The sequence below is a fragment of the Micromonospora sp. ZG13 genome, from assembly GCF_059359355.1.
The window spans coordinates 13,319-35,684 of sequence record NZ_JCADBQ010000010.1; the positions used below are offsets into that span (position 1 = coordinate 13,319).

17 protein-coding genes and 2 pseudogenes are annotated in these 22,366 nt (G+C 77.8%); 15 read left to right on the top strand and 4 right to left on the bottom strand.

Features of this window, described 5'->3' with window-relative positions:
• Positions 1-18: 18 nt before the first annotated feature.
• From cobN to cobA, 13 genes and pseudogenes are all read left to right on the top strand, one after another.
• Complete coding sequence (cobN, locus tag AC5L34_RS20280) at positions 19-3,687, top strand: cobaltochelatase subunit CobN (RefSeq protein WP_494826421.1); 3,669 nt, start codon at positions 19-21, stop codon at positions 3,685-3,687.
• Positions 3,684-5,882: pseudogene (locus AC5L34_RS20285) on the top strand (VWA domain-containing protein); the annotation flags it as partial. The gene cobN and the pseudogene AC5L34_RS20285, both read left to right, overlap by 4 nt.
• Positions 5,883-6,061: 179 nt before the next feature.
• Complete coding sequence (gene cobO, locus AC5L34_RS20290) at positions 6,062-6,673, top strand: cob(I)yrinic acid a,c-diamide adenosyltransferase (RefSeq protein WP_494826422.1); 612 nt, start codon at positions 6,062-6,064, stop codon at positions 6,671-6,673.
• On the top strand, positions 6,667-8,130 hold the full coding sequence (locus AC5L34_RS20295; RefSeq protein ID WP_494826424.1) for a cobyrinic acid a,c-diamide synthase CobB: 1,464 nt from the start codon (positions 6,667-6,669) through the stop codon (positions 8,128-8,130). Before cobO ends, AC5L34_RS20295 begins: the two co-directional genes overlap by 7 nt.
• A complete protein-coding gene (cobI, locus tag AC5L34_RS20300) occupies positions 8,127-9,047 on the top strand; it encodes a precorrin-2 C(20)-methyltransferase (RefSeq protein WP_494826426.1) in 921 nt (306 codons plus the stop codon). The genes AC5L34_RS20295 and cobI overlap by 4 nt, the downstream gene beginning before the upstream one ends.
• The gene (gene cobM, locus AC5L34_RS20305) at positions 9,044-9,922 is read left to right on the top strand and encodes a precorrin-4 C(11)-methyltransferase (protein ID WP_441176660.1); all 879 of its coding nucleotides are present in this window, start codon (positions 9,044-9,046) and stop codon (positions 9,920-9,922) included. Before cobI ends, cobM begins: the two co-directional genes overlap by 4 nt.
• The gene (locus AC5L34_RS20310) at positions 9,922-11,067 is read left to right on the top strand and encodes a cobalt-precorrin-5B (C(1))-methyltransferase (RefSeq protein WP_494826428.1); all 1,146 of its coding nucleotides are present in this window, start codon (positions 9,922-9,924) and stop codon (positions 11,065-11,067) included. The genes cobM and AC5L34_RS20310 overlap by 1 nt, the downstream gene beginning before the upstream one ends.
• Positions 11,055-12,296, top strand: a complete 1,242-nt coding sequence (cbiE, locus tag AC5L34_RS20315; RefSeq protein ID WP_494826430.1) for a precorrin-6y C5,15-methyltransferase (decarboxylating) subunit CbiE — start codon at positions 11,055-11,057, stop codon at positions 12,294-12,296. Before AC5L34_RS20310 ends, cbiE begins: the two co-directional genes overlap by 13 nt.
• On the top strand, positions 12,293-14,089 hold the full coding sequence (gene cobJ, locus AC5L34_RS20320) for a precorrin-3B C(17)-methyltransferase (protein WP_494826432.1): 1,797 nt from the start codon (positions 12,293-12,295) through the stop codon (positions 14,087-14,089). The genes cbiE and cobJ overlap by 4 nt, the downstream gene beginning before the upstream one ends.
• A pseudogene (locus tag AC5L34_RS20325) lies at positions 14,077-14,300 on the top strand (DUF362 domain-containing protein); the annotation flags it as partial. The gene cobJ and the pseudogene AC5L34_RS20325, both read left to right, overlap by 13 nt.
• Positions 14,301-14,363: 63 nt before the next feature.
• Positions 14,364-15,362 carry a HoxN/HupN/NixA family nickel/cobalt transporter gene (locus tag AC5L34_RS20330; RefSeq protein WP_494826605.1) on the top strand — a complete coding sequence of 333 codons (999 nt, stop codon included), beginning with the start codon at positions 14,364-14,366 and terminating at the stop codon, positions 15,360-15,362.
• Complete coding sequence (locus tag AC5L34_RS20335) at positions 15,359-15,949, top strand: precorrin-8X methylmutase (RefSeq protein WP_441176656.1); 591 nt, start codon at positions 15,359-15,361, stop codon at positions 15,947-15,949. Before AC5L34_RS20330 ends, AC5L34_RS20335 begins: the two co-directional genes overlap by 4 nt.
• Positions 15,946-17,703: a uroporphyrinogen-III C-methyltransferase gene (gene cobA, locus AC5L34_RS20340; RefSeq protein WP_494826434.1), complete on the top strand. Its 1,758-nt coding sequence runs from the start codon at positions 15,946-15,948 to the stop codon at positions 17,701-17,703. Before AC5L34_RS20335 ends, cobA begins: the two co-directional genes overlap by 4 nt.
• Before the next feature lie 80 nt (positions 17,704-17,783).
• On the opposite strand, the gene crcB is transcribed toward cobA, so the two are convergent.
• The 3 genes from crcB to AC5L34_RS20355 form a co-directional block, all read right to left on the bottom strand.
• On the bottom strand, positions 17,784-18,146 hold the full coding sequence (gene crcB, locus AC5L34_RS20345) for a fluoride efflux transporter CrcB (protein ID WP_441176654.1): 363 nt from the start codon (positions 18,144-18,146) through the stop codon (positions 17,784-17,786).
• Entirely contained in the window at positions 18,143-18,640 is a 498-nt protein-coding gene (locus tag AC5L34_RS20350) for a fluoride efflux transporter FluC (protein ID WP_441176653.1), read from the bottom strand. The genes crcB and AC5L34_RS20350 overlap by 4 nt, the downstream gene beginning before the upstream one ends.
• Positions 18,641-18,719: 79 nt before the next feature.
• Positions 18,720-19,478, bottom strand: coding sequence for a class I SAM-dependent methyltransferase (locus AC5L34_RS20355; RefSeq protein ID WP_441176652.1), 759 nt, complete (start codon positions 19,476-19,478; stop codon positions 18,720-18,722).
• 180 nt (positions 19,479-19,658) lie between these two features.
• On the opposite strand from AC5L34_RS20355, the gene paaI reads away from it, so the two are divergent.
• Positions 19,659-20,102 (top strand): hydroxyphenylacetyl-CoA thioesterase PaaI, encoded by a 444-nt coding sequence (paaI, locus tag AC5L34_RS20360; protein ID WP_441176651.1) that lies wholly within the window; start codon positions 19,659-19,661, stop codon positions 20,100-20,102.
• Between the two features lie 69 nt (positions 20,103-20,171).
• Positions 20,172-21,278 (top strand): nucleotide disphospho-sugar-binding domain-containing protein, encoded by a 1,107-nt coding sequence (locus tag AC5L34_RS20365; protein ID WP_494826438.1) that lies wholly within the window; start codon positions 20,172-20,174, stop codon positions 21,276-21,278.
• Between the two features lie 76 nt (positions 21,279-21,354).
• Here the strand turns inward: AC5L34_RS20365 and AC5L34_RS20370 are convergent, their stop codons facing one another.
• Positions 21,355-22,248 carry an aldo/keto reductase gene (locus AC5L34_RS20370; RefSeq protein ID WP_441176649.1) on the bottom strand — a complete coding sequence of 298 codons (894 nt, stop codon included), beginning with the start codon at positions 22,246-22,248 and terminating at the stop codon, positions 21,355-21,357.
• Positions 22,249-22,366: the final 118 nt, after the last annotated feature.

The window sequence follows — 22,366 nt, forward strand, 5'->3', positions numbered from 1 at the left end:
CACTCTCCGGAGCCACGCGTGCGCATCCTGCTGCTGTCCACCGCCGACACCGACCTGCTCGCCGCCCGCGCCAGCGGCGCCGACTACCGGCTCGCCAACCCCGCCCGGGTCGCCGCCGACGCCGTGCTCGCGCTGCTCGACGGCGTGGACCTCGCCGTCGTACGCCTGCTCGGCGGCCGGCAGGCGTGGCCGGACGGGCTCGCGGCGGTGCTGGCCTCCGGCGTGCCGACGGTCGTGCTCGGCGGCGAGAACGTGCCGGACGCGGAGCTGATGGCGGCGTCCACGGTGGCCTCCGGGGTGGCCACCCAGGCCCTGGCCTACCTGGTCGAGGGCGGGCCGGAGAACCTCGCGCAGCTCGCCCGCTTCCTCTCCGACACGGTGCTGCTCACCGGCGAGGGGTTCGCGCCGCCTTCGCCCACCCCGACGTACGGCATCCACGGCGAGCGGCCCGCGCGGCCGGACCGGCCGACCGTCGGGATCGTCTTCTACCGGGCGCACGCCCTCGCCGCGAACACCGGGTTCGTCGACGTCCTCGCCGACGCCGTCGACGCGGCCGGTGGGGACCCGCTGCCCATCTACTGCGGCTCGCTGCGCGGCCTCACCGCCGGCGCGGGCCCGCTCGGGCTCTTCGCCCGCTGCGACGCCCTGCTGGTCACCGTGCTCGCCGCCGGCGGCGCGGTCGCCGCCGACGCCTCCGGCGGGGGCGACGAGGACGCCTGGGACGTGGGCGCGCTCGCCGCTCTCGACGTGCCGGTGATCCAGGCGCTCTGCCTGACCAGCACCCGCGAGCAGTGGGCCGACAGCGACGCCGGGCTGTCCCCGCTGGACGCCGCCATGCAGGTGGCGATCCCCGAGTTCGACGGCCGGATCGTGACCGTGCCGTTCTCGTTCAAGAAGATCGACGCCGACGGGCTCTCCACCTACGCCGCCGACCCGGAGCGGGCCGCCCGGGTGGCCGGCATCGCCGTGCGGCACGCCCGGCTGCGGCACGTGCCCCAGGCCGACAAGCGGCTCGCGGTCGTGCTCAGCTCGTACCCGACGAAGCACTCCCGGGTCGGCAACGCCGTCGGCCTGGACACCCCCGCCTCGGCGGTGCGGCTGCTCGCCGCCCTGGCCGAGGCCGGCTACGACCTCGGCGACGCCCCGGCACCCGACGACGGCGACGCGCTCATCCACGCCCTCATCGCCGCCGGCGGCCACGACGTCGAGTGGCTCACCCCGGAGCAGCTCGGCGCCGCCGAGGCACGGGTGCCGGGGGAGGTCTACCGGCGCTGGTTCGCGCAGGTGCCGGCGGAGCTGCGGGAACGGATGCTCGCCCACTGGGGTGAGCCGCCCGGCGCGCTCTACACCGACGGCGGCGACATCGTGCTCGCCGGGCTGCGCTTCGGCAACGTGGTGCTGCTGATCCAGCCGCCGCGCGGCTTCGGGGAGAACCCGATCGCCATCTACCACGACCCGGACCTGCCGCCCAGCCACCACTACCTGGCCGCGTACCGCTGGCTGGCCGCGCCCGTCGCGGACGGCGGGTTCGGCGCGGACGCCGTGGTGCACCTGGGCAAGCACGGCACCCTGGAGTGGCTGCCCGGCAAGGGCCTCGGGCTGGCCGCCGGCTGCGCCCCGGACGCCGTCCTCGGCGACCTGCCGCTGGTGTACCCGTTCATCGTCAACGATCCCGGCGAGGGCACCCAGGCCAAGCGGCGCGCGCACGCCGTGGTCGTCGACCACCTCGTGCCGCCGATGGCCCGCGCCGAGACGTACGGCGACCTGGCGAAGCTGGAGCAGCTGCTCGACGAGTACGCCACCGTGCAGGCCCTCGACCCGGCCAAGGTGCCGACCGTGCGGGCCCAGATCTGGGACCTGGTGCGCGCCGCCGAGCTGCACCACGACCTGCACGCCGAGGCCATGCCCGACGCCGACGACTTCGACGACTTCGTGCTGCACCTCGACGGCTACCTGTGCGAGGTCAAGGACGTGCAGATCCGCGACGGCCTGCACGTCCTCGCCGCCGCGCCCACCGGCGAGGCCCGGGTCAACCTCGTGCTCGCCGTGCTGCGCGCCCCGCAGGTGTGGGGCGGCGCCCGCGCGCTGCCCGGGCTGCGGCAGGCCCTGGCCGCCGCGTACGGGCTGGACGAGCAGGCGCTGCTCGCCGCCCCGGGGGAGCGGCTGGCCGTGCCCGAGGCGCTGACCGAGACCGTGGACGGGCCGGGCGTCACCGCCGCCGACGCGGTCGACCTGATCGAGGCGCTGGCCCGCCGGCTGGTCGTCGGGATGGAGACCCTCGGCTGGGACGCCGACGCCGTCGACGCGGTGGTCGAGGAGGTGGCCGGGCGGGCCGTGCCGGACGCCGCCGCGGTGCTCCGCTTCGCCGCCACCGAGCTGGTGCCGCGCCTGGACCGTACGACCGACGAGATCGAGCGGGTGGTGGGCGCGCTGGACGGGCGGTTCGTGCCGCCCGGCCCGTCGGGCTCGCCCACCCGGGGGCTGGTCAACGTGCTTCCCACCGGCCGCAACTTCTACTCCGTCGACCCGAAGGCCGTCCCGAGCCGCAACGCCTGGGACGTCGGCGTGGCCCTGGCCGACTCGCTGCTCGCCCGGCACCTCGCCGACACCGGCGAGTACCCCCGCTCGGTCGGGCTCACCGTCTGGGGCACCAGCGCCATGCGCACCCAGGGCGACGACATCGCCGAGGTGCTGGCCCTGCTCGGCTGCCGCCCCACCTGGGACGACCGGTCCCGGCGGGTCACCGGCGTCGAGGTGGTGCCGACGGCGGAGCTGGGCCGCCCCCGCGTCGACGTGACCGTACGCATCTCCGGCTTCTTCCGCGACGCCTTCCCGCACGTGGTCGCGCTCATCGACGACGCGGTGCGGCTGGTGGCCGCGCTCGACGAGCCCGCCGAGGAGAACTTCGTGCGCGCCCACGTCGCCGCCGACCTCGCCGAGCACGGCGACGAGCGGCGGGCCACCGCCCGCGTCTTCGGCTCCAAGCCGGGCGCGTACGGGGCCGGGCTGCTGCCGCTGATCGACGCCCGCAACTGGCGCAGCGACGCCGACCTCGCCGAGGTGTACGCCGTCTGGGGCGGCTACGCCTACGGCCGGGGGCTGGACGGGCGGGAGGCGCGCGCCGACATGGAACGCTCCTTCGCCCGGATCGCCGTGGCGGTGAAGAACCAGGACACCCGCGAGCACGACATCGTCGACTCCGACGACTACTTCCAGTACCACGGCGGGATGGTGGCGATGGTCCGCCACCTCACCGGGGCCGCTCCGGCCGCGTACGTGGGGGACTCGGCCATGCCGCACGACGTACGCACCCGCACGCTCGGCGAGGAGACCCGGCGGGTGTTCCGGGCGCGGGTGGTCAACCCGAAGTGGATCGCCGCGATGCGCCGGCACGGCTACAAGGGCGCCTTCGAGCTGGCCGCCACCGTCGACTACCTGTTCGGCTACGACGCCACCGCCGGCGTCGTCGACGACTGGATGTACGAGCACCTGGCCGCCGCGTACGTCTTCGACGACACCACCCGGGAGTTCCTGGAGCGGTCGAACCCGTGGGCGCTGCGCGGCATCACCGAGCGGCTGCTGGAGGCGGCCGACCGGGGCCTGTGGGCCGAGCCCGAGCCGGCCACCCTGGACCGGCTCCGGGAGACGTACCTGGCCAGCGAGGGCGACCTGGAGGAACGCTCATGACCACCTACCCGTTCAGCGCGGTGCTGGGCATGGACGACATGCGGCTGGCCCTGCTGCTCAACGCCGTCTCCCCGGCGATCGGCGGGGTGCTCGTGCGCGGCGAGAAGGGCACCGCCAAGTCCACGGCCGTACGGGCCCTGGCGGCGCTGCTGCCGCCGGTCGACCGGGTGGCCGGCTGCCGCTTCGCCTGCGACCCGGCCGCGCCCGACCCGTCCTGCCCGGACGGCCCGCACCCGGGCGCCCCGGCCGCCGAGCGGTGTCCCGCCCGGCTGGTGGAGCTGCCCGTCGGCGCGGCCGAGGACCGGGTGGTCGGCTCGCTCGACCTGGAGAAGGCCCTCGGCGAGGGCGTACGTGCCTTCGAGCCGGGCCTGCTCGCCGCCGCCCACCGCGGGCTGCTCTACGTCGACGAGGTCAACCTGCTCCACGACCACCTGGTCGACCTCCTCCTCGACGCCGCCGCCATGGGCCGTTGCCACGTGGAGCGCGAGGGCGTCTCGGTCAGCCACGCGTCGCGGTTCCTGCTGGTCGGCACGATGAACCCGGAGGAGGGGGAGCTGCGCCCCCAGCTGCTGGACCGGTTCGGACTCACCGTCGAGGTCGGCGCCAGCCGCGACCCGGCCGTACGCGTCGAGGTGGTCCGCCGACGGCTGGCCGCCGACGCCGATCCGGCCGGTTTCGCCGCCCGCTGGGCCGAGGCGGACGCGCAGGTGGCCCACCGGGTGGCGGTCGCCCGGCAGCGGCTGGCGCACGTGCTGCTGCCCGACGCCGCGCTGCGCCAGATCGCCGAGGTGTGTGCCGCGTTCGATGTGGACGGCATGCGCGCCGACATCGTCACCGCCCGTACCGCGCTGGCGCACGCCGCCTGGCACGGCCGGGACGCGGTCACGGTGGAGGACGTGCGGGTCGCCGCCCGGCTGGCGCTGCCGCACCGACGCCGCCGGGACCCGTTCGACACGCCCGGCCTGGACGAGAAGCGACTCGACGAGGCCCTGGACCGGGTCCGCGACGACGACCCCGACGACGACCCGGGCGGTTCCGGCGGCCCCGGCGGCCGTCCGGACTCCGGCCCGGAGGGCGGCGGATCCGGTGGCCCGGGTGCGGGCGGCGGCGCCCCGGACGACGGCGACGCGGATGGCTCCGCGCCGGCCGGTGGGGGCGCGGGTGCCGGCGGGCACGGCGAGGCCGCCCACGGGCCGGGCCTCGGCCGCGACGGCGACCCGGGCCGGGACGGCGGCGACAACACGTGGCCGGACCGGCCGGGCGAGGGCGACTGGCCGGACCGGCCCGGCGGCGACCCCGCGCCCGGGCGGGACACCTCGGCCGGCCCACCCGGCGCCGGCGGGGGCGACACGGTCGAGGACGTCCCCGCCCGGCCAGGTGCCGCCGGACAGGCCGTGGCCGTACCCCGGCAGGGGCTGAAGGCGCGGCTGCTCACCGCGCCCGGGATCGGTGACGGGGTGCCCGGCCGCCGCTCCCGGGCCCGCACCGGGCGGGGCCGCACCACCGGGGCGCGGGTGCCGACCGGCCGGTCCGGCGCGCTGCACCTGCCGGCGACGGTCCGGGCCGCCGCCCCGCACCAGGCCGCCCGGGGTCGGGTCGGCGGGCCGCTGCGGCTGCGCCCCGACGACGTCCGCGAGGCCGTCCGCGAGGGACGCGAGGGCAACCTGGTGCTCTTCGTGGTCGACGCCAGCGGCTCGATGGGCGCCCGCACGCGGATGGCCGCCGTCAAGGGCGCCGTGCTGGCGCTGCTCACCGACGCCTACCAGCGCCGGGACAAGGTCGCGGTGGTCGCCTTCCGGGGCGCCGCCGCGCAGACCCTGCTGCCGGCCACCTCGTCGGTGCTCGCCGCCTCCGCACGGCTGGCCGAGCTGCCCACCGGCGGGCGCACCCCGCTGGCCGAAGGCCTGCTGGCCGCCGCCGAGCTGTTGCGGGTCGAGCGGCTGCGCGACCCGCGCCGCCGTCCCCTGGTGCTGGTCGTCACCGACGGCCGGGCCACCGCCGGCGACCGCCCGCTCGACCGGGCGGCCCGCGCGGCGGGTGTGCTGGCCGCGACCGGGGCGCCCTGCGTCGTCGTGGACTGCGAGAGCGGTCCCGTGCGCCTCGGCCTGGCCCGTCGCCTCGCCGCCCAACTGGACGCCGCCCACCACCGCCTCGACGAGGTGACCACCGCCCCCCTCACCACCCTCGCCGCCGCCCGCCCCACCCCCGCGCCGGCGTCCCGCCGAGCCCCGCACGGGCGGTCCGCCGCAGATCTTGGCGAGAAACGGCCCCCAGAGGGGCCCTTTCCTACCAAGATCGCCGCGACCTCGACCGCCGCGACCACCACCACCGCCGTCGTTGGCGTCGGCGGCGGGGAGAACAGGAGCGTTGCCTGATGCCGCAGGGCAAGCCGTCCCACGTGCCCGCCGACGGGCTGACCACCCGGCAGCGGCGCCACCGGCCGCTGCTGATGGTGCACACCGGACAGATGAAGGGAAAGTCGACCGCCGCGTTCGGGCTGGCGCTGCGGGCCTGGACGGCCGGGCTGCCGATCGGGGTGTTCCAGTTCGTCAAGAGCGCCAAGTGGCGGGTGGGGGAGGAGAACGCCTTCCGCGCCCTCGGCGAGGTGCACGAGCGCACCGGACAGGGCGCCCCGGTCGCCTGGCACAAGATGGGCGAGGGCTGGTCCTGGATCCAGCGCGGCGGCGCGGCCGACCACGCCGCCGACGCCCTGGAGGGCTGGCGGCAGATCCAGCGCGACCTGGCCGCTGAGCGCTACGGCCTGTACGTGCTCGACGAGTTCACCTACCCGATGAAGTGGGGCTGGGTGGACGTGGACGAGGTCGTCGACACCCTGGCGAACCGTCCCGGCTTCCAGCACGTCGTCATCACGGGCCGGGACGCCGACGCGCGCCTGGTCGACGCCGCCGACCTGGTCGCGGAGATGACCAAGGTCAAGCACCCGATGGACGCCGGCCAGAAGGGTCAGAAGGGCATCGAATGGTGACCGCCCCCGGCCGGCGCGCCGACCAGCGGCGCCCCTCGGGGCCCGCCGCGCCCGCCGGGCACCCGCCCGCCGGTCCGGCCGCCGCCGCGCCTCCCCTCGACCCGGCCGCGCCGTGGGCGCTGCCGCGCGTGGTGGTCGCCGCGCCCGCCAGCGGGCACGGCAAGACCACCGTCGCCACCGGGCTGCTCGCCGCGCTGCGCCGCCGCGGCCTGGTGGTCAGCCCGCACAAGGTCGGCCCCGACTACATCGACCCCGGTTACCACGCCCTCGCCGCCGGTCGCCCCGGGCGCAACCTCGACCCGTGGCTGGTCGGCGAGGAGCGGGTCGCGCCGCTGCTGCGCCACGGCGCCGCCAGCCCGACGCCCGCCGACGTCGCCGTGATCGAGGGCGTGATGGGGCTGCACGACGGCGCGGTCGGCCGTCGGGGTTACGCCTCCACCGCGCACGTCGCCCGCCTGGTCGACGCCCCGGTCCTGCTGGTGCTCGACACCACCGCGCAGGGCCGCTCCGCCGCCGCGCTCGCCCTGGGGATGGCCGCGTTCGACCCCGACGTGCGCATCGGCGGCGCGATCCTCAACCGGGTCGGCTCGCCCCGGCACGAGTCGCTGCTGCGCGACGCGCTCGCCGAGGTGGGCGTACCGGTGCTCGGGGCGGTCGCCCGCGCCGCCGAGGTCGCCGCCCCGGCGCGCCACCTCGGGTTGGTGCCGGTCGCCGAGCGGGCACCGGAGTCCGTGGCGATCGTGGCCGCCCTCGCCGACCTCGTGGCGGCCACCGTGGACCTGGACGCCGTGCTCGACCTGGCGCGTACCGCCGGCCCCCTGCACGCGCCGGCCTGGGATCCGGTCGCCGCCGTCGGCGGCCCCGCCGGCACCGGGCGTCCCGTGGTCGCGGTCGCGGGCGGGCCGGCCTTCACCTTCTCGTACGCCGAGACCGCCGAACTGCTCGCCGCGGCCGGCGCCACGGTGGTCTCCTTCGACCCGCTGCGCGACCCCGGCCTGCCCGCCGGCACCCGGGCGGTGGTCGTCGGCGGCGGCTTCCCCGAGGCGTACGCGCCGCAGCTCGCCGACAACGCCACGCTCCGCGCCGAGCTGGCCGACTTCGACGGCCCGGTCGTCGCCGAGTGCGCCGGCCTGCTCTACCTCGGCCGGCAGCTCGACGGGGTGCCCATGTGCGGCCGGCTCGACCTGACCGCCCGGATGACCGACCGGCTCACCCTCGGCTACCGCGACGCCGTCGCCGTCACCGGCTCCCCGCTGCACCGCCCCGGCGACCCCGTACGCGGCCACGAGTTCCACCGCACCGTCACCGACCCCGGGCACGGCGACCGGCCGGCCTGGCGCTGGGACGGCGCCGAGCACGGCTTCGTGACCGACCGGGTGCACGCCTCCTACCTGCACACCCACTGGGCCGGCCACCCGCACGCCGCCCGCCGCCTGGTCGAGGCGGCGGCCCGGTGACCGGGCGCCACGGCCGCGTGCCGGCGAGCGGGCACGACGGCGGCATGCCGGCGGCCGAGGGCCGCGACCCGGTGACCGGCCACGACAGCCGCGACCAGGCGGCCGGCCACGGCAGCCGCGACCCGGGGACCGCGCGCGAGAGGGGCGTGCCGGTGGTCGGGCGCGACGGCGCGGCGACGTTGACCGGGGTCGGGGTCGGTCCCGGCGACCCCGAACTGCTCACCCTGCGGGCGGCCCGGTTGCTGGCCGAGGCCGACGTGGTGTTCGTACCGGTGATGGACCGGCTCGCCGCGGACGGCGACGCGCCCCCGGGCCGGGCCGAGGTCACCGTGGCCGCGCACGTCGCGCCGGGGCGGCTGCGCCGGCTGCCGTTCGCCCTCGACGACCGGGGCGGGGTGACCGCCCGCCGGGAACGCGCCTGGGACGACGCCGCCCGGGCGGTGGCCGACGCGGTCGACGGGGGCGCCCGCGCGATCGTCTTCGCCACCATCGGCGACCCGAACGTCTACTCCACCTTCGGCTACCTCGCGCAGGGCGTGCGCGCCCTGCGCCCCGGGGTCGGGGTGCGCACGGTCCCCGGCATCACCGCCATGCAGGACCTCGCGGCGCGCAGCGGCGTGCCGCTGTGCGAGGGCCGGGAGCCGCTGACCCTGCTGCCGGCCACCGCCGGGCTGGCGCTCTTCGCCGACGCGCTCGCCGGCCCGGGCACCGTCGTGGCCTACAAGGGCTGGCGGCGGCACGCCGAGCTGGTCGCCGAGCTGCGCCGGCAGGGCCGCCTCGGCGACGCCGTGCTGGGCCGGGGCCTCGGGCTGCCCGGCGAGCGGATCGGCCCGGTCACCGACCCGGCCGACGACCTGCCGTACCTGTCGACGCTGCTCGTCCCGGCCCGCCGGGACCGTAGGGGAGGAAAGCTTTGAGCACCACGCCGATCGCGGGGCACGCCGACGAGGGCACGCCGACCAGCACGGGCAAGGTGTGGTTCGTCGGGGCCGGCCCCGGCGCGGCGGACCTGCTGACCCTGCGCGCCGCCCGGGTTATCGGCGCGGCCGACGTGGTGGTCTGGGCCGCCAGCCTGGTGCACGCCGACGTGCTCGCCCACGCCCGCGGTGACGCGGAGATCGTCGACTCGTCGCGGCTGCCGATCGAGGGCGTGCTGCCGCTCTACCAGCGGGCCGCCGCCGACGGGCTGACCGTGGCGCGGATCCACTCCGGCGACCCGGCGCTGTGGGGCGCGGTGCAGGAGCAGCTCGACCTGTGCCGGGCGCTCGGCCTGGCCGTGGAGATCGTCCCCGGCGTGTCGTCGTTCACCGCCGTCGCGGCGATCGTCGGCCGGGAGCTCACCATCCCCGAGGTCGCCCAGTCGGTGATCCTCACCCGGCTGGAGGGCGGGAAGACCCCGATGCCGCCGGGGGAGCGGGTCCGCGAGTTCGCCCGGCACGGCACCACCATGGCGCTGTTCCTCTCCGCCGCCCGTTCCGGCCAGGCGCAGGCCGAGCTGCTGGCCGGCGGGTACCCGGCCGACACCCCGGTCGTGGTGGCGTACCAGGCGACCTGGCCCGACGAGCTGGTGGTGCGGTGCGCGCTCGGCGACCTGGAGGCCACCGTCAAGGAGCACAAGCTCTGGAAGCACACCCTCTTCCTGGTCGGCCCGGCGCTCGCCGCCGTCGGCACCCGCTCGCACCTCTACCACCCCGGGCACTTCCACACCTTCCGCCGGGCCGAGCCGGCCGCCCGCGCCGACCTGCGCCGCGCCCGCGCGGGCGGCGGGACACCGGGGGACGGGCGCGCCTGATGACGTACGCCGAGCCGCCGCTGCGTGAGCCGGACCTGCCGCGTACGGCGAAGGTCCGGCCCACCGCGCTGCGCACCGGGTGGACCACCGGTGCCTGCGCGACGGCGGCGACCAAGGCGGCGCTGACCGCCCTGGTCACCGGCGTGCCGCAGCGGGAGGTGGAGATCGGGCTGCCCGCCGGGCGGCGGGTCAGCTTCCCGGTGGCCCGCTGCGAGGTCGACGGCCGCGCGTGGGCGGAGGCGGTGGTGGTCAAGGACGCCGGCGACGACCCGGACGTCACGCACGGTGCGGAGCTGACCGCCACCGTGAGCTGGCACGACGCGCCCGGGCTGCGCCTCGACGGCGGGCCGGGCGTCGGCACGGTCACCAGGCCGGGCCTCGGCCTGCCCGTCGGCGGGCCGGCCATCAACGACACCCCGCGCCGCATGATCGGCCAGGCCGTCGCCGAGGTCGTCGACCTGAGCGAGGTGGGTGTGCGGGTGGTGGTCAGCGTGCCGCGCGGCGAGATCATGGCCCGCAAGACCACCAACCGCCGGCTCGGCATCCTGGGCGGCATCTCCATCCTCGGCACCACCGGCGTCGTCCGCCCGTTCTCCACCGCCTCCTGGCGGGCCAGCGTGGTGCAGGCGGTGCACGTGATGGCCGCCCAGGGGGAGCGGACCGTGGTGCTCTGCACCGGCGGGCGCACCGAGCGGGCCGCCCGCGCGCTGCTGCCGGAGCTGCCCGAGGTGTGCTTCGTGGAGGTCGGCGACTTCACCGGCGCGGCCGTCACCGCCGCCGTGGGTGACGGGATGACCGGCGTGGTCTTCGTCGGGATGGCCGGCAAGCTGGCCAAGCTCGCGGCCGGCATCCTGATGACCCACTACACCCGGTCCAAGGTGGACCTGTCGCTGCTCGGGGCGGTCACCGCCGAGGCGGGCGGCGACCCCGCGCTGGTGGCGGCGGTCACCGCGGCGAACACGGGGCGGCACGCGTACGAGCTGTGGGAGGCCGCCGGGCTGCTCGGCCCCGCCGGCGACCTGCTCTGCCGCCGGGTGCGCCAGGTGCTGCTGCGCTTCGCCGGCGACGCCGTCACCGTCGACGTCGCCATGGTCGACTTCGCCGGCGACCGGGTGGTCGCCTCGTCCGGGCGGTGGGCGGCGTGACCGGCGACCGGCCGGGCGGTGCCACGGGGCCGGCGGTGACCGTGGTGGGGATCGACGCCGCGGGCGGGCCCGCGCACCCCGCCGCCGCGCCCGCGCTCGCCGCGGCCCGGCTGGTGGTCGGCGCGGCGCGGCACCTGGCCGCCGTACGCCTGCCGGCCGATGCCGACACCGTCGCCCTCGGGCCGCTGGCGCCCGCGCTGGGGCGGCTGGCCGACACCGTCGCCGCCGGGAGTCCCGCCGTCGTCCTGGCCAGCGGCGATCCCGGGCTGTTCGGGGTGGTCCGGGCGTTGCGGGCGGCCGGGCTGCCGTTGCGGGTGCTGCCGGCCGTGTCCAGCGTGGCCGCCGCGTTCGCCCGCGCCGGCCTGCCCTGGGACGGGGCAGCCGTGGTCACCGCGCACGGCCGCGACCCGCGACCCGCGCTGAACGCCTGCCGGGCGCTGCCCGCCGTCGCGGTGCTCACCGCCCCGGGCGCCGGGGCCGCCGAGCTGGGCGCCGGGCTGGTCGGCTGGACCCGCCGCCTGGTCGTCGCCGAACACCTCGGCACCGACGCCGAACGGCTCACCGAGACCACCCCCGAGCAGGCCGCCGGGCGCGACTGGGTCGACCCGCACGTGCTGCTCAGCCTCGCCGGCGAGCCCGGCGCGGCCGGGATGCGGGCGGACAACCAGCCGGCCGCCGCGCCGCCCGGCGGGTGGGCGCTGCCCGAGTCCGCCTACGCGCACCGCGATTCCATGATCACCAAGTCGGAGGTACGCGCCCTCGCCGTGGCCCGGCTGCGTCCCCGCCTCGGCCGGCTGGTCTGGGACGTCGGCGCGGGCAGCGGCTCGGTCGGCATCGAGTGCGCCCTGCTCGGCGCGGCGGTGATCGCGGTGGAGCGTGACCCGGCGGCACCGGTGCGCGCCAACGCCGCCCGGCACGGCGTCGACGTGCGGGTGGTCGTCGGCGCCGCCCCCGGGGCGCTGCACGGGCTGCCCGATCCCGACGCCGTCTTCGTCGGGGGCGGCGGCACCGACGTGCTCGCCGCCGTGACGCACCGCCGGCCCGACCGGGTGGTGGCCGCCCTCGCCGCCGTCGACCGGGTCGCCCCCGCCCTCGGGCTGCTGCGCGCCGCCGGCTACGCGGTGCAGGGCGTCCAGCTCTCCGCCGCCCGCCTCGCCGACCTGCCCGGCGGTTCCATCCGACTCGCGGCCACCAACCCGGTGGTCGTCCTCACCGGGGAGCGCCCGTGAACCACCCGCCCGCCGCCACGGACCAGCCGACCCGGATCGGGCTCGTCGCCGCCACCGCCGCCGGCCGGCGGCACGCCCGCACCCTCGCCGACGCCTGGCCGCACGCCCGCGTCGTCACGGCGGACACCGTCGCGGACGCGCTGCGCGCCGCCTGGGCCGGGTACGACGCCGTGGTGGCGTTCCTGGCCACCGGGGCGGTCGTACGCGTCCTCGCGCCCCTGCTCGGCGACAAGCGCACGGACCCGGCCGTGGTGGTGGTCGACGAGGCGGCCCGGCACGCGATCGCGCTGCTCGGCGGCCACGCCGGGGGCGCCAACGACCTCGCCGGGCAGGTCGGCGCGCTGCTCGACGCCGCCCCGGTGGTCACCACCGCCACCGACGCCGCCGGCCTGCCGGGGCTGGACACCCTCGGCTGGCCCGTCGAGGGCGCCGTCGCGGCCGTCAGCCGTGCCATCCTCGACGGCGAGCCGGTGACCCTCGTCGCCGACGCCACCTGGCCGCTGCCCGCCCTGCCCGACAACGTGCGCCCCGCCGGGCCGCCCGCTCCCGCCGGGGCACCCGGGGCGTCCGGGGTGTCCGCTTCCGAGGGGCGGCCCGCCCCCGACGGGCCGCCCGGGGACGGCGGCGGGTACCGGCTGCTGGTCACCGACCGGGTGGTGCCGCTCGACGACCGGACCGCCGTGCTGCGGCCCCCGTCGCTGGTCGTCGGCGTCGGCGCCAGCCGGGGCGTACAAGCCGACGAGGTGCGCGGCCTGCTGGCGCGGGTGCTCGCCGAGGCCGGCCTCAGCCCGGCCAGCCTGCGGCACCTGGCCAGCGCCGACATCAAGGCCGACGAGGCGGGCATCCGGGCGACCGTCGACGCGCTCGGCGTACCGCTGGTGACGCATCCGGCGGCGGCGCTGGCGGCGGTCGACGTGCCGCACCCCAGCGAGGTGGTCCGCGCCGCCGTCGGCACCCCCAGCGTCGCCGAGGCGGCGGCGCTGCTCGGCGGCGGCGCCGAGCTGCTGGTGTTTAAGACCGCGACGGCGATGGCCACCGTCGCCGTCGCCCGGCACGCCCCGCGCGGCCGGCTGGCGATCGTCGGCCTCGGGCCCGGCGCGCCGGACCTGCGCACCGCCCGCGCGGTGACCGAGCTGCGCCGCGCCGCCGTGGTCGTCGGCCTCGACCAGTACGTCGACCAGGTCCGCGACCTGCTGCGCCCCGGCACCCGGGTGCTCGCCAGCGGGCTCGGCGCCGAGGAGGAACGGGCCCGCGCCGCCGTCGCCGAGGCCACCGCCGGTCACGCCGTGGCGCTGGTCGGCTCCGGCGATGCCGGCGTGTACGCGATGGCCAGCCCCGCCCTCGAGTACGCCGACGAGCGGATCGACGTGCTCGGCGTGCCCGGGGTGACCGCCGCGCTGGCCGCCGGGGCGCTGCTCGGCGCGCCGCTGGGCCACGACCACGCCTACCTGAGCCTGTCCGACCTGCACACGCCGTGGGAGGTCATCGCCCGCCGGGTGGCCGCCGCGGCCGAGGGCGACTTCGTGGCGCTGCTCTACAACCCGCGCAGCCGGGCCCGGGACTGGCAGCTCGGCGCGGCGCTGGAGGTCTTCGCCGCGCACCGGCCGCCGGACACCCCGGTCGGGGTGGTGCGCAACGCCAGCCGGGCCGGCGAGCGGGTGCACCTGGCCACCCTGGCGACCCTCGACGCGGCACTGGTCGACATGTACAGCGTCGTGGTGGTGGGCAGCAGCCAGACCCGCATCGTCGCCGGCCGGATGGTCACCCCGAGGGGGTACCGGTGGCGGCCGTGACCATCGGCGCCTGCCAGGGCTGCGGCGCCTGCCTGCTCACCTGCCCGACGCACGCGATCCGGCCGGTGCCCGGCGGCCTCGCCGTACGCGCCGACCGCTGCACGGGCTGCCTGGAATGCCTGGAGATCTGCCCGGTGGACGCGATCCGCGCCACGGACACCGACGAACGTGGAGGGACCCGATGAGTTCGACCGCGCTCAGCACCGCACCACCGGCCGGACCGTGGGGCCGCGCCGAACGGGTACGCCTCGGCGGCATCGTGCTCGCCGTCGCCGTGCTGCACGTCGCCGGCTGGAGCCTCTACCTGTACTGGAACGACCAGCCCGCCGCGGCCGGCGGCCTTGCCGGGGCCGGCACGCTGGCGTACCTGCTCGGGGTGCGGCACGCCTTCGACGCCGACCACATCGCGGCGATCGACGACACCACCCGGCTGATGCTGCTGCGCGGGCGGCGCCCGGTCGGCGTCGGCTTCTTCTTCGCGCTCGGGCACAGCGCGGTGGTGCTGCTGCTGGCCCTGGTCGTCGGCCTCGCCTCGGCCAATCTCGCCGGGCCGGGGCTGGCCGAGGCGCGCGAGGTGGGCGCCACGGTGGCGATCCTCACCGCCACCGTCTTCCTCGCCCTGGTCGCGGCCCTGAACGCGGCGGTGCTGGCCGGCCTGGCCCGGCTCTGGCGGCGGCTGCGCCACGGCGACCTGGACGAGCGGGAGCTGGACCTGCACCTGCTCAACCGGGGGCTGGTGCAGCGGGTCCTCGGCTCCCGGGCCCGGGCGCTGGTGCGCTCCTCGTGGCACATGGCGCCCGTCGGGTTCCTCTTCGGCCTGGGCCTGGAGACCGCCAGTGAGGTGACCCTGCTCGCCCTGTCGGCGAGCACGGCCGCCGCCGGCGGCCTGCCGGTGCTGGCCCTGCTCACCCTGCCGCTGCTCTTCGCCGCCGGGATGTCGGCCATGGACACCGCCGACAGCCTGCTGATGAGCCGCGCCTACTCGTGGGCGTACCGGCAGCCGGCCCGCCGGCTCTACTACAACCTGGCGACCACCGCCGTCACGGTGCTCGTCGGCGCCCTCGTCGCCAGCGTCTACGCCGCCGGCCTGCTGGTCGACCATCTCGGCGTGTCGGTGCTGTCCGGGTACGCGGGCATCGCCGGGCACTTCGAGCAGCTCGGATACGCCGTCGTGGCCCTGTTCGTGCTCGCCTGGGCCGGGGCCGTGGCGCTGTGGAAGCTGCGCCGCTACGACGAGCGCTACGGCGTGGCCGCGACGGAGGTGCGGGCGTGAGCCGGGTCGTGCACCCCATCGAGCGGGAGTCGTACCGCATCCTGCGCTCCCGGGTCGACCTGGCGCACCTGCCGCCGCTGACCCGGGCCGTCACCGAGCGGGTGGTGCACGCCAGCGCCGACCTCGACTACGTCGCCGACCTGGTCTGCGACGAGGCGGCCCTGGCCGGCGGGCTGGCCGCCCTGCGCGCCGGCGCGCCGGTGGTCACCGACGTGGCGATGGTCGCCGCGGGCATCACCGGCCGGGAGACGGTCTGCCCGGTCGCCGAGCCCGCCGCCGCCGAGCTGGCCCGCGCGGCCGGCATCACCCGGTCGGCGGCGGCGGTGCGGATCGCCCTGGAGCGGGTCGGCCCGGGCGCGGTGTGGGTGGTCGGCTGCGCGCCGACCGCACTGGAGGAACTGATCACCCTGGACGCCCGACCGGCGCTGGTCGTCGGGCTGCCGGTCGGCTTCGTCGGCGCCGCCGAGTCGAAGGCGGCCCTGCGGGCCAGCGGCCTGCCCGGGGTGTCCAACCGGGGCGAGAAGGGCGGCTCGGCGGTCGCCGCCGCCGCCCTCAACGCCCTGCTGTACGTGGAGGAGGAGCAGTGACCGCTCTGGTCATCGTCGGGCACGGCACGCGCAGCGCGGCCGGGGTCGAGCAGTTCATCGCGTTCGTCGAGCGGGTACGCCGCCGCGCCGCCGGCACCCTCGGCGACGTCGAGGGCGGCTTCATCGAGCTGTCCCGGCCGCCGCTCACCGACGCGGTCGGCGCGCTCGTCGAGCGGGGGCACCGCTCGCTGGTGGCGCTGCCGCTGGTGCTGACCGCCGCCGGGCACGGCAAGGGCGACATCCCCGCCGCGCTGGCCCGCGAGCGGGAGCGCCATCCCGGCCTCAGCTACGTCTACGGCCGGCCGCTGGGCCCGCACCCGCTGCTGCACACCGCTCTGGAGCAGCGCGTCGACGCCGCGCTGGCCGGCGCCGACCGGGCCGGTACCTGGGTGGCGCTGATCGGGCGCGGCTCGACCGACCCGGACGCCAACGCCGAGGTCGCCAAGGTGGCCCGGCTGCTCTGGGAGGGGCGCGGCTACGCCGGCGTCGAGCCGGGCTTCGTCTCGCTGGCCGAGCCGTCGGTGCCGGCGGTGCTGGAGCGGCTGCGCCGGCTCGGCGCCCGGCGGATCGTCGTCGCGCCGTACTTCCTCTTCGCCGGGGTGCTGCCGGACCGGATCGTCGCCCAGTCGGCCGCGTTCGCCGCCGCCCACCCCGACCTGGACGTGCGGGTGGCCGACCTGATCGGCGACTGCGACGCCCTCGCCGACCTGGTCCTCGAACGGCACGCCGAGGCGCGTCGCGGGGACATCCGGATGAACTGCGACACCTGCGCGTACCGGGTGCTGATGCCGGGCTTCGCCGACAAGGTCGGCCGGCCGCAGACCCCGCACGACCACCCCGACGACCCGGTCGGCGGCCACCACCACGACCACGACCACGGACACGGGGGTCATGCGCACGGGCACGGCGGCCACGGGCACGGCGGGCACGAGCATGGCGGTCACGGGCACGGCGGGCACGAGCATCGGCACGGGCCGGGGGAGCACCACGAGCACGCTCCGCGCCCCGGCCAGGTCGCCGTCGTCGGCGGCGGTCCCGGGCCGGACGATCTGATCACCGTACGGGGCCGGGCGCTGCTGGAGGCGGCGGACGTGGTGGTGGTAGACCGGCTCGCCCCGCGTGGGCTGCTCGCCGGGCTGCGCCCGGGTGTCGAGGTGGTCGACGCGGCGAAGGTGCCCCGGGGGCCGTCGATGGGGCAGGACGCGATCAACGCCACCCTCGTCGCGCACGCCCGCGCCGGGCGGCGGGTGGTCCGGCTCAAGGGCGGCGACCCGTACGTCTTCGGGCGCGGCCACGAGGAGGTGCAGGCCTGCGTGGCGGCCGGGGTGGACGTGACGGTGGTTCCCGGAGTGACCAGCGCGGTCGCCGCGGCGGCCCTGGCCGGGGTGCCGGTCACCCACCGGGGCGTGGCGCACGACGTCACCGTCGTCTCCGGGCACCTGCCGCCCGGGCACCCCGACTCGCTGGTCGACTGGGCGGCGCTCGGGCGGGCCCGGGGCACCCTGGTCCTGCTGATGGCCGTGGACACCGTCGACAAGATCGCCGCGGTGCTGGTCGAGCACGGCCGGGCCCCGGACACCCCGGTCCTCGCGGTGCAGGACGCGGGGCATCCCGACCAGCGCGCCGTGACCGCCCGGCTGGACGAGATCGGCGCGGTGGCCGTCCGGGAGCGGATCGCCCCGCCGGCCGTCTTCGTCCTCGGCCCGGTGGTCGACGTGCGCCTCCCGGCCGCGCCGCCGGACCCGGACCGCTGACCCGCCCGGATCGGCCCGCCACCGGACGCCGGCGGTGGGGCGGCCGCCGGTCCGTCTGGGGTGCCGCCGTGGCTGGCGGCTCAGCCGGTGGCGGCCCGGGCCAGGGCGAAGCCGACGGCGGCGGCGGTGAGGCCGGCGGCCACGCTGGCGAGCACGTTGACCAGCGCGAGGAACCGCCGGCCCCGGCGCGCCAGCCGCAGCGTCTCGTACCCGAAGGTGGAGTAGGTGCTCAGCGCGCCGCAGAAACCGGTGCCCAGCAGCGCGCCGGCGGTCGGACCGACGGGCAGCCCGGCCAGGAGGCCGAGCAGGAGCGATCCGGCCACGTTGACCGTCAGCGTGCCCCACGGGAAGACGCCGCCGAGCCGGGCCTGGACGGTCCGGTCGGTGAGGTAGCGCAGGGGCGCGCCGACGGCCGCGCCGAGGGCGATCAGCAGGACGGTCACCGCCCGGCCCCCGGTCCCGGCCGGCGGTGGCGGGCGGCGTCGAGCAGCCGGCCGGTCACGGCGTCGCCGAGCCAGACGGCGACCAGCGCGCCGAGCAGGGTCGCCGCCAGGTAGCCGAGGGCCACCTGCGGTGCGCCGGCGCCGACGGCGAGCCGGATGTCCACCGCGTACGTGGCGAAGGTGGTGTAGCCGCCGAGCACCCCCACCCCGAGGAACGGGCGCAGCAGCGGTCGGCCACCACCGGAGCGCTCGAGCGCCGCCATCAGGACGCCGATCAGCAGGCACCCGGTCAGGTTGACGGCGAAGGTCGCCCACGCGAAGCCCGCCGGGGCGTGTGGGACGGCGTGCTGGAGGCCGGCCCTGGCCAGGGCGCCGAGCGCGCCGCCGGCCGCGACGGAGCCGAGCACCGCGCCGGGGCGGGCGGCCAGCTCGCCCCGGTCGGCGGGTACGCGCAGGTCGACGTCGGGGTCGACCCGCGGATCCGGTCCGGTCACCTCGTCCTCCCCACCGGTGCCTCGGCGGGGACCCGGTGCGCGCCCGTCAGCCTAGCGCCCGGCGGGGCGTCCGGCGGCGTCAGCGCACGCCGGCGACGGCGGCGTCGGGCCCGCCCCGCCACACCGTGCCCACCTCGGCGAAGCCGGCGGCGCTCAGCGCGGACAGGTGCCAGGAGACCGGCGGGGTCCACTCCGGGCTGTGCCCGCTCGGGTAGATGTCGCGCCGCTGCGCGACGAGCGGCCGCAGCGCCGGGTCGGCCTCCGCCCGGTCCCACCACTCCGACCAGGACAGCGCGGCGCCGGCGGCGTACCGGGCCGCCCGCCGGTCCCGGGCCCGGTCGAGCAGGCGCTTGGTGAGCTGCGGCAGCGCGTCGTCGGGCATGTGGTCGGCGTTGACCAGGATGCCGCCCGGCCGCAGCAGGTCCCGCAGTTCGGCGTAGAGCCGTTCGAGCCGTTCGGCCGGCAGCCAGTGCAGCGCGGTGGCGGTGAGGACGGCGTCGTAGTCGCGGTGGGGGAGCGCGGCGTGCCAGTCGGGACGGCCCAGGTCGGCGGTGACGACGGTGACCCGGTCCCCGAGCGAGGCACGGGCGAGGGCGAGCAGCGCCGGGTCGAGGTCCACCAGGGTCACCTGGGCGTGGGGGAAGCGGCGCAGCGCCCGCTCGGAGATGGTGCCGGTGCCGCCGGCCAGGTCGAGCAGCCGCGGCCGGTCGTCGTCGCGGACCGCGTCGACGGCGTCGAGCATCGCCGTGAACCGGTGCTCCCGGTCCGGCAGGTAGGCCTCCTGCTGGCGGTCCCAGCTCTCCTGCCAGGCCGCCGCATCCGTGATGTAAGGACTCATGTGGGTCAGGCTAGTTACGGAGTCGACGCGCGTCCAGACCTTGTTGCCAAGAAGTTGCAACAAGCCGCGCCCGGTGGTCCGCACGTCCGTGACCGGTGCGCCCCGCGACGGCCCGGGCTGGCGTACGGTACGGGGTCGGCGGTCGCGGGGACCGCCTGTGGACGGGGGTGCGGCGGGCCGATGGGCGGATCGTCGAGCAGCGGCGGGACGGCTGAGGTGGCCGGGCGCAACGCCGCGTACGACATGTTCGCCGCCGACGTCGCCTCCCGCGGCCTCGGCATCGAGTTGGTGGACGCCGCCGCCGGCGCGGCGGTGGCCCGCATGCGGGTGACCGGCGCGATGGTCAACGGCCACGCCATCGCCCACGGCGGCTTCCTGTTCCTGCTCGCCGACACCGCCTTCGCGCTCGCCTGCAACAGCCACGGGCCGGCCACCGTCGCCGCTGGCGGCGAGATCACCTTCGTGCGTCCCGCCCGCGAGGGTGACCTGCTCACGGCCCACGCCACCGAGCGCACCCGCTACGGCCGCAGCGGCATCTACGACGTCACCGTCACCCGCGACGACGGCGAGGTGGTGGCCGAGTTCCGGGGCCGCAGCCGCACCCTGCCCCCGACCGCGCGCTGAACCCTCGCCGCCGGCCGGGCCGCACCGCGTGCCCCCACGACGGGCCGCGCCGCCGCTAGCATCGGCGCCGTGCGAGTACTGGTGGTGTCCGCGCCGTTGATCGGGCACGTCGCCCCGCTGCTGCCGCTGGCCGCCGCGCTGCGCGACGCCGGGCACGAGGTGCTCGTCGCCACCGCCGCCGACGGCCTGCGGGCGGTGCGGCCCGGCCTGGCGTCGCGCGACGTCGCGCCGGGGTTCGACTTCGGCCGGATCGCCCGCCGCGTGCTGCTGCGCCACCCGCTGATCGCCCGGGCCGAGCTGGCCGGCACCGCCGGCACCCGGGGCGCCGGGCTGCTCTTCGGCGCGGTCAACGACCAGCTCGCCGACGCGGTGGTCGCCCTCGCCGGGCAGTGGCGGCCCGATCTGGTGGTCCACGAGCCGTTCGCGGTGGCCGGGGCCCTCGCCGCCGCGACGCTCGACGTGCCCGCCGTACGCCAGGAGAACGCCCTCTTCGACGGCCGCGAGCTGGCCCGGGCCACCCTCGCGCGGCTGGGCCCGGCCCTGCGCCGGCACGGCCTCGCCGAGCTGCCGCCCCCGGCCGCCGCGATCGCCGTCGCCCCGCCCAGCGTGCTGCGTCAGCACGGCTGGCCGATGCGCTACGCCACCGAAGCGGGCGGCGAGCTGCCCGACTGGCTGCGCGAGCCGGGCGAGCGGCCACGCGTGCTGGTCAGCCGCAGCACCCTCGCCGGCCCCGGCAGCGCCGGGCCGATGCCGGCCGTCGTCGCCGTCGCCGACCGGGTCGACGCCGAGTTCGTGCTGGTCCGCCCGGACGCGCGGCTGGCCCGCCGGAGACTGCCCGGCAACGTGCGTACGGTCGACTGGATCCCGATCCCCGCGGCCCTGCCGGCGAGCGCGGCGCTGGTGCACCACGGCGGCGCGGGCAGCGTCCTCAGCGCGCTGATCGCCGGGGTGCCGCAGCTGGCCACCGTCGGGGCGGGCGACCGGCGGCACAACGCCGAGCTGGTGGCCGCGCGCGGCGCCGGCATCGCGGCCCGGGCCCGCGACATCACCGCCGACACCCTGGCCCGGCTCGTCACCGACACCGGGCTGCGCGACGCGGCGCGGCAGGTCGGCGCCGAGATCGCCGCCATGCCGGGTCCCGACGAGCTGGTGCGGCGCCTGGAGTCGCTGCGCTGACCCGGCGCCCCCGCCACCCCCGTCACCGCCGTCACCCCCGTCATCCCGCCACCCCGCCACGCCAGCCGGCCGGGCGTCAGCGGAGGCGGGCCAGGTCCTCGGGGGTGAGCCGGATCGCCCCGGCCGCCACGTTCTGCGCCAGGTGCGCGGGGTCGCCGGTGCCGGGGATGGCCAGCACGTGCGGCCCCTGGTGCAGCGTCCAGGCCAGGCGGATCTGCTGCGGGGTCGCGCCGTGCGCGCGCGCCACCGCCCGGAGGGCCTCGTCGTGGTCGTCGCCGGTGCCCGCCTCCCGCCTGGCGCCCGCGATCGCGAAGAACGGCACGAAGGCGACGCCCCGCTCGCCGCAGACCCGCAGCAGCTCGTCGGCCCACCGGTTCACGTCGAGGGCGTACGCGTTCTGCACGCACACCACCGGCGCGATGTCGCGTGCCTCGTCCAGGTGGTCCACCCGCACGTTGGACAGTCCGAGATGCCGGATCAGGCCGGCGTCGCGCAGCTCGGCGAGGGCGGCGAGGCGCTCCGCCACCGAGTCCCGCCCGGGCTTGCGGACGATCCGCAGGTTCACCACGTCCAGGTGGTCCCGGCCGAGCCGGCGCAGGTTCTCCTCCACCTCCCGGCGCAGCTCGGACGGGGTCAGTTCGCGGTGCCGGCTCGCCTCGTCGAAGGACGGCCCCACCTTGGTGGTGATGACCAGGTCGTCCGGGTACGGCGCGAGGGCCTCGCGGATCAGTTCGGTGGCGTAGCGGGGCGAGCCGGTGCCGACGCCGAGCGGTCCGCCCGGCGAGACGTAGAAGGCGGCGGTGTCGATGTGGTTGACGCCCAGCTCGACGGCCCGGCGCAGGACGCGCACGGCGCGCGCCCGGTCCGGGTGGACGGTGAGCCGCATGGAACCGAACCCCATCCGGCGCACGGTCCGGTCCCCGAGCGTCCAGGTGCCGGCGGCGGAGGCGGTGACTTCTTTGACAGGCATCGGGCGAACCTAGCCAGCCGGCGTGCCCCGCGCACTCGGCCGGGCGCCCGATACCGCCCGGTTCCGGCCCCTGTTAGCTTGGATCGTGGGGGAGGTGCGCCCGTCCGGCGCGTGCCCG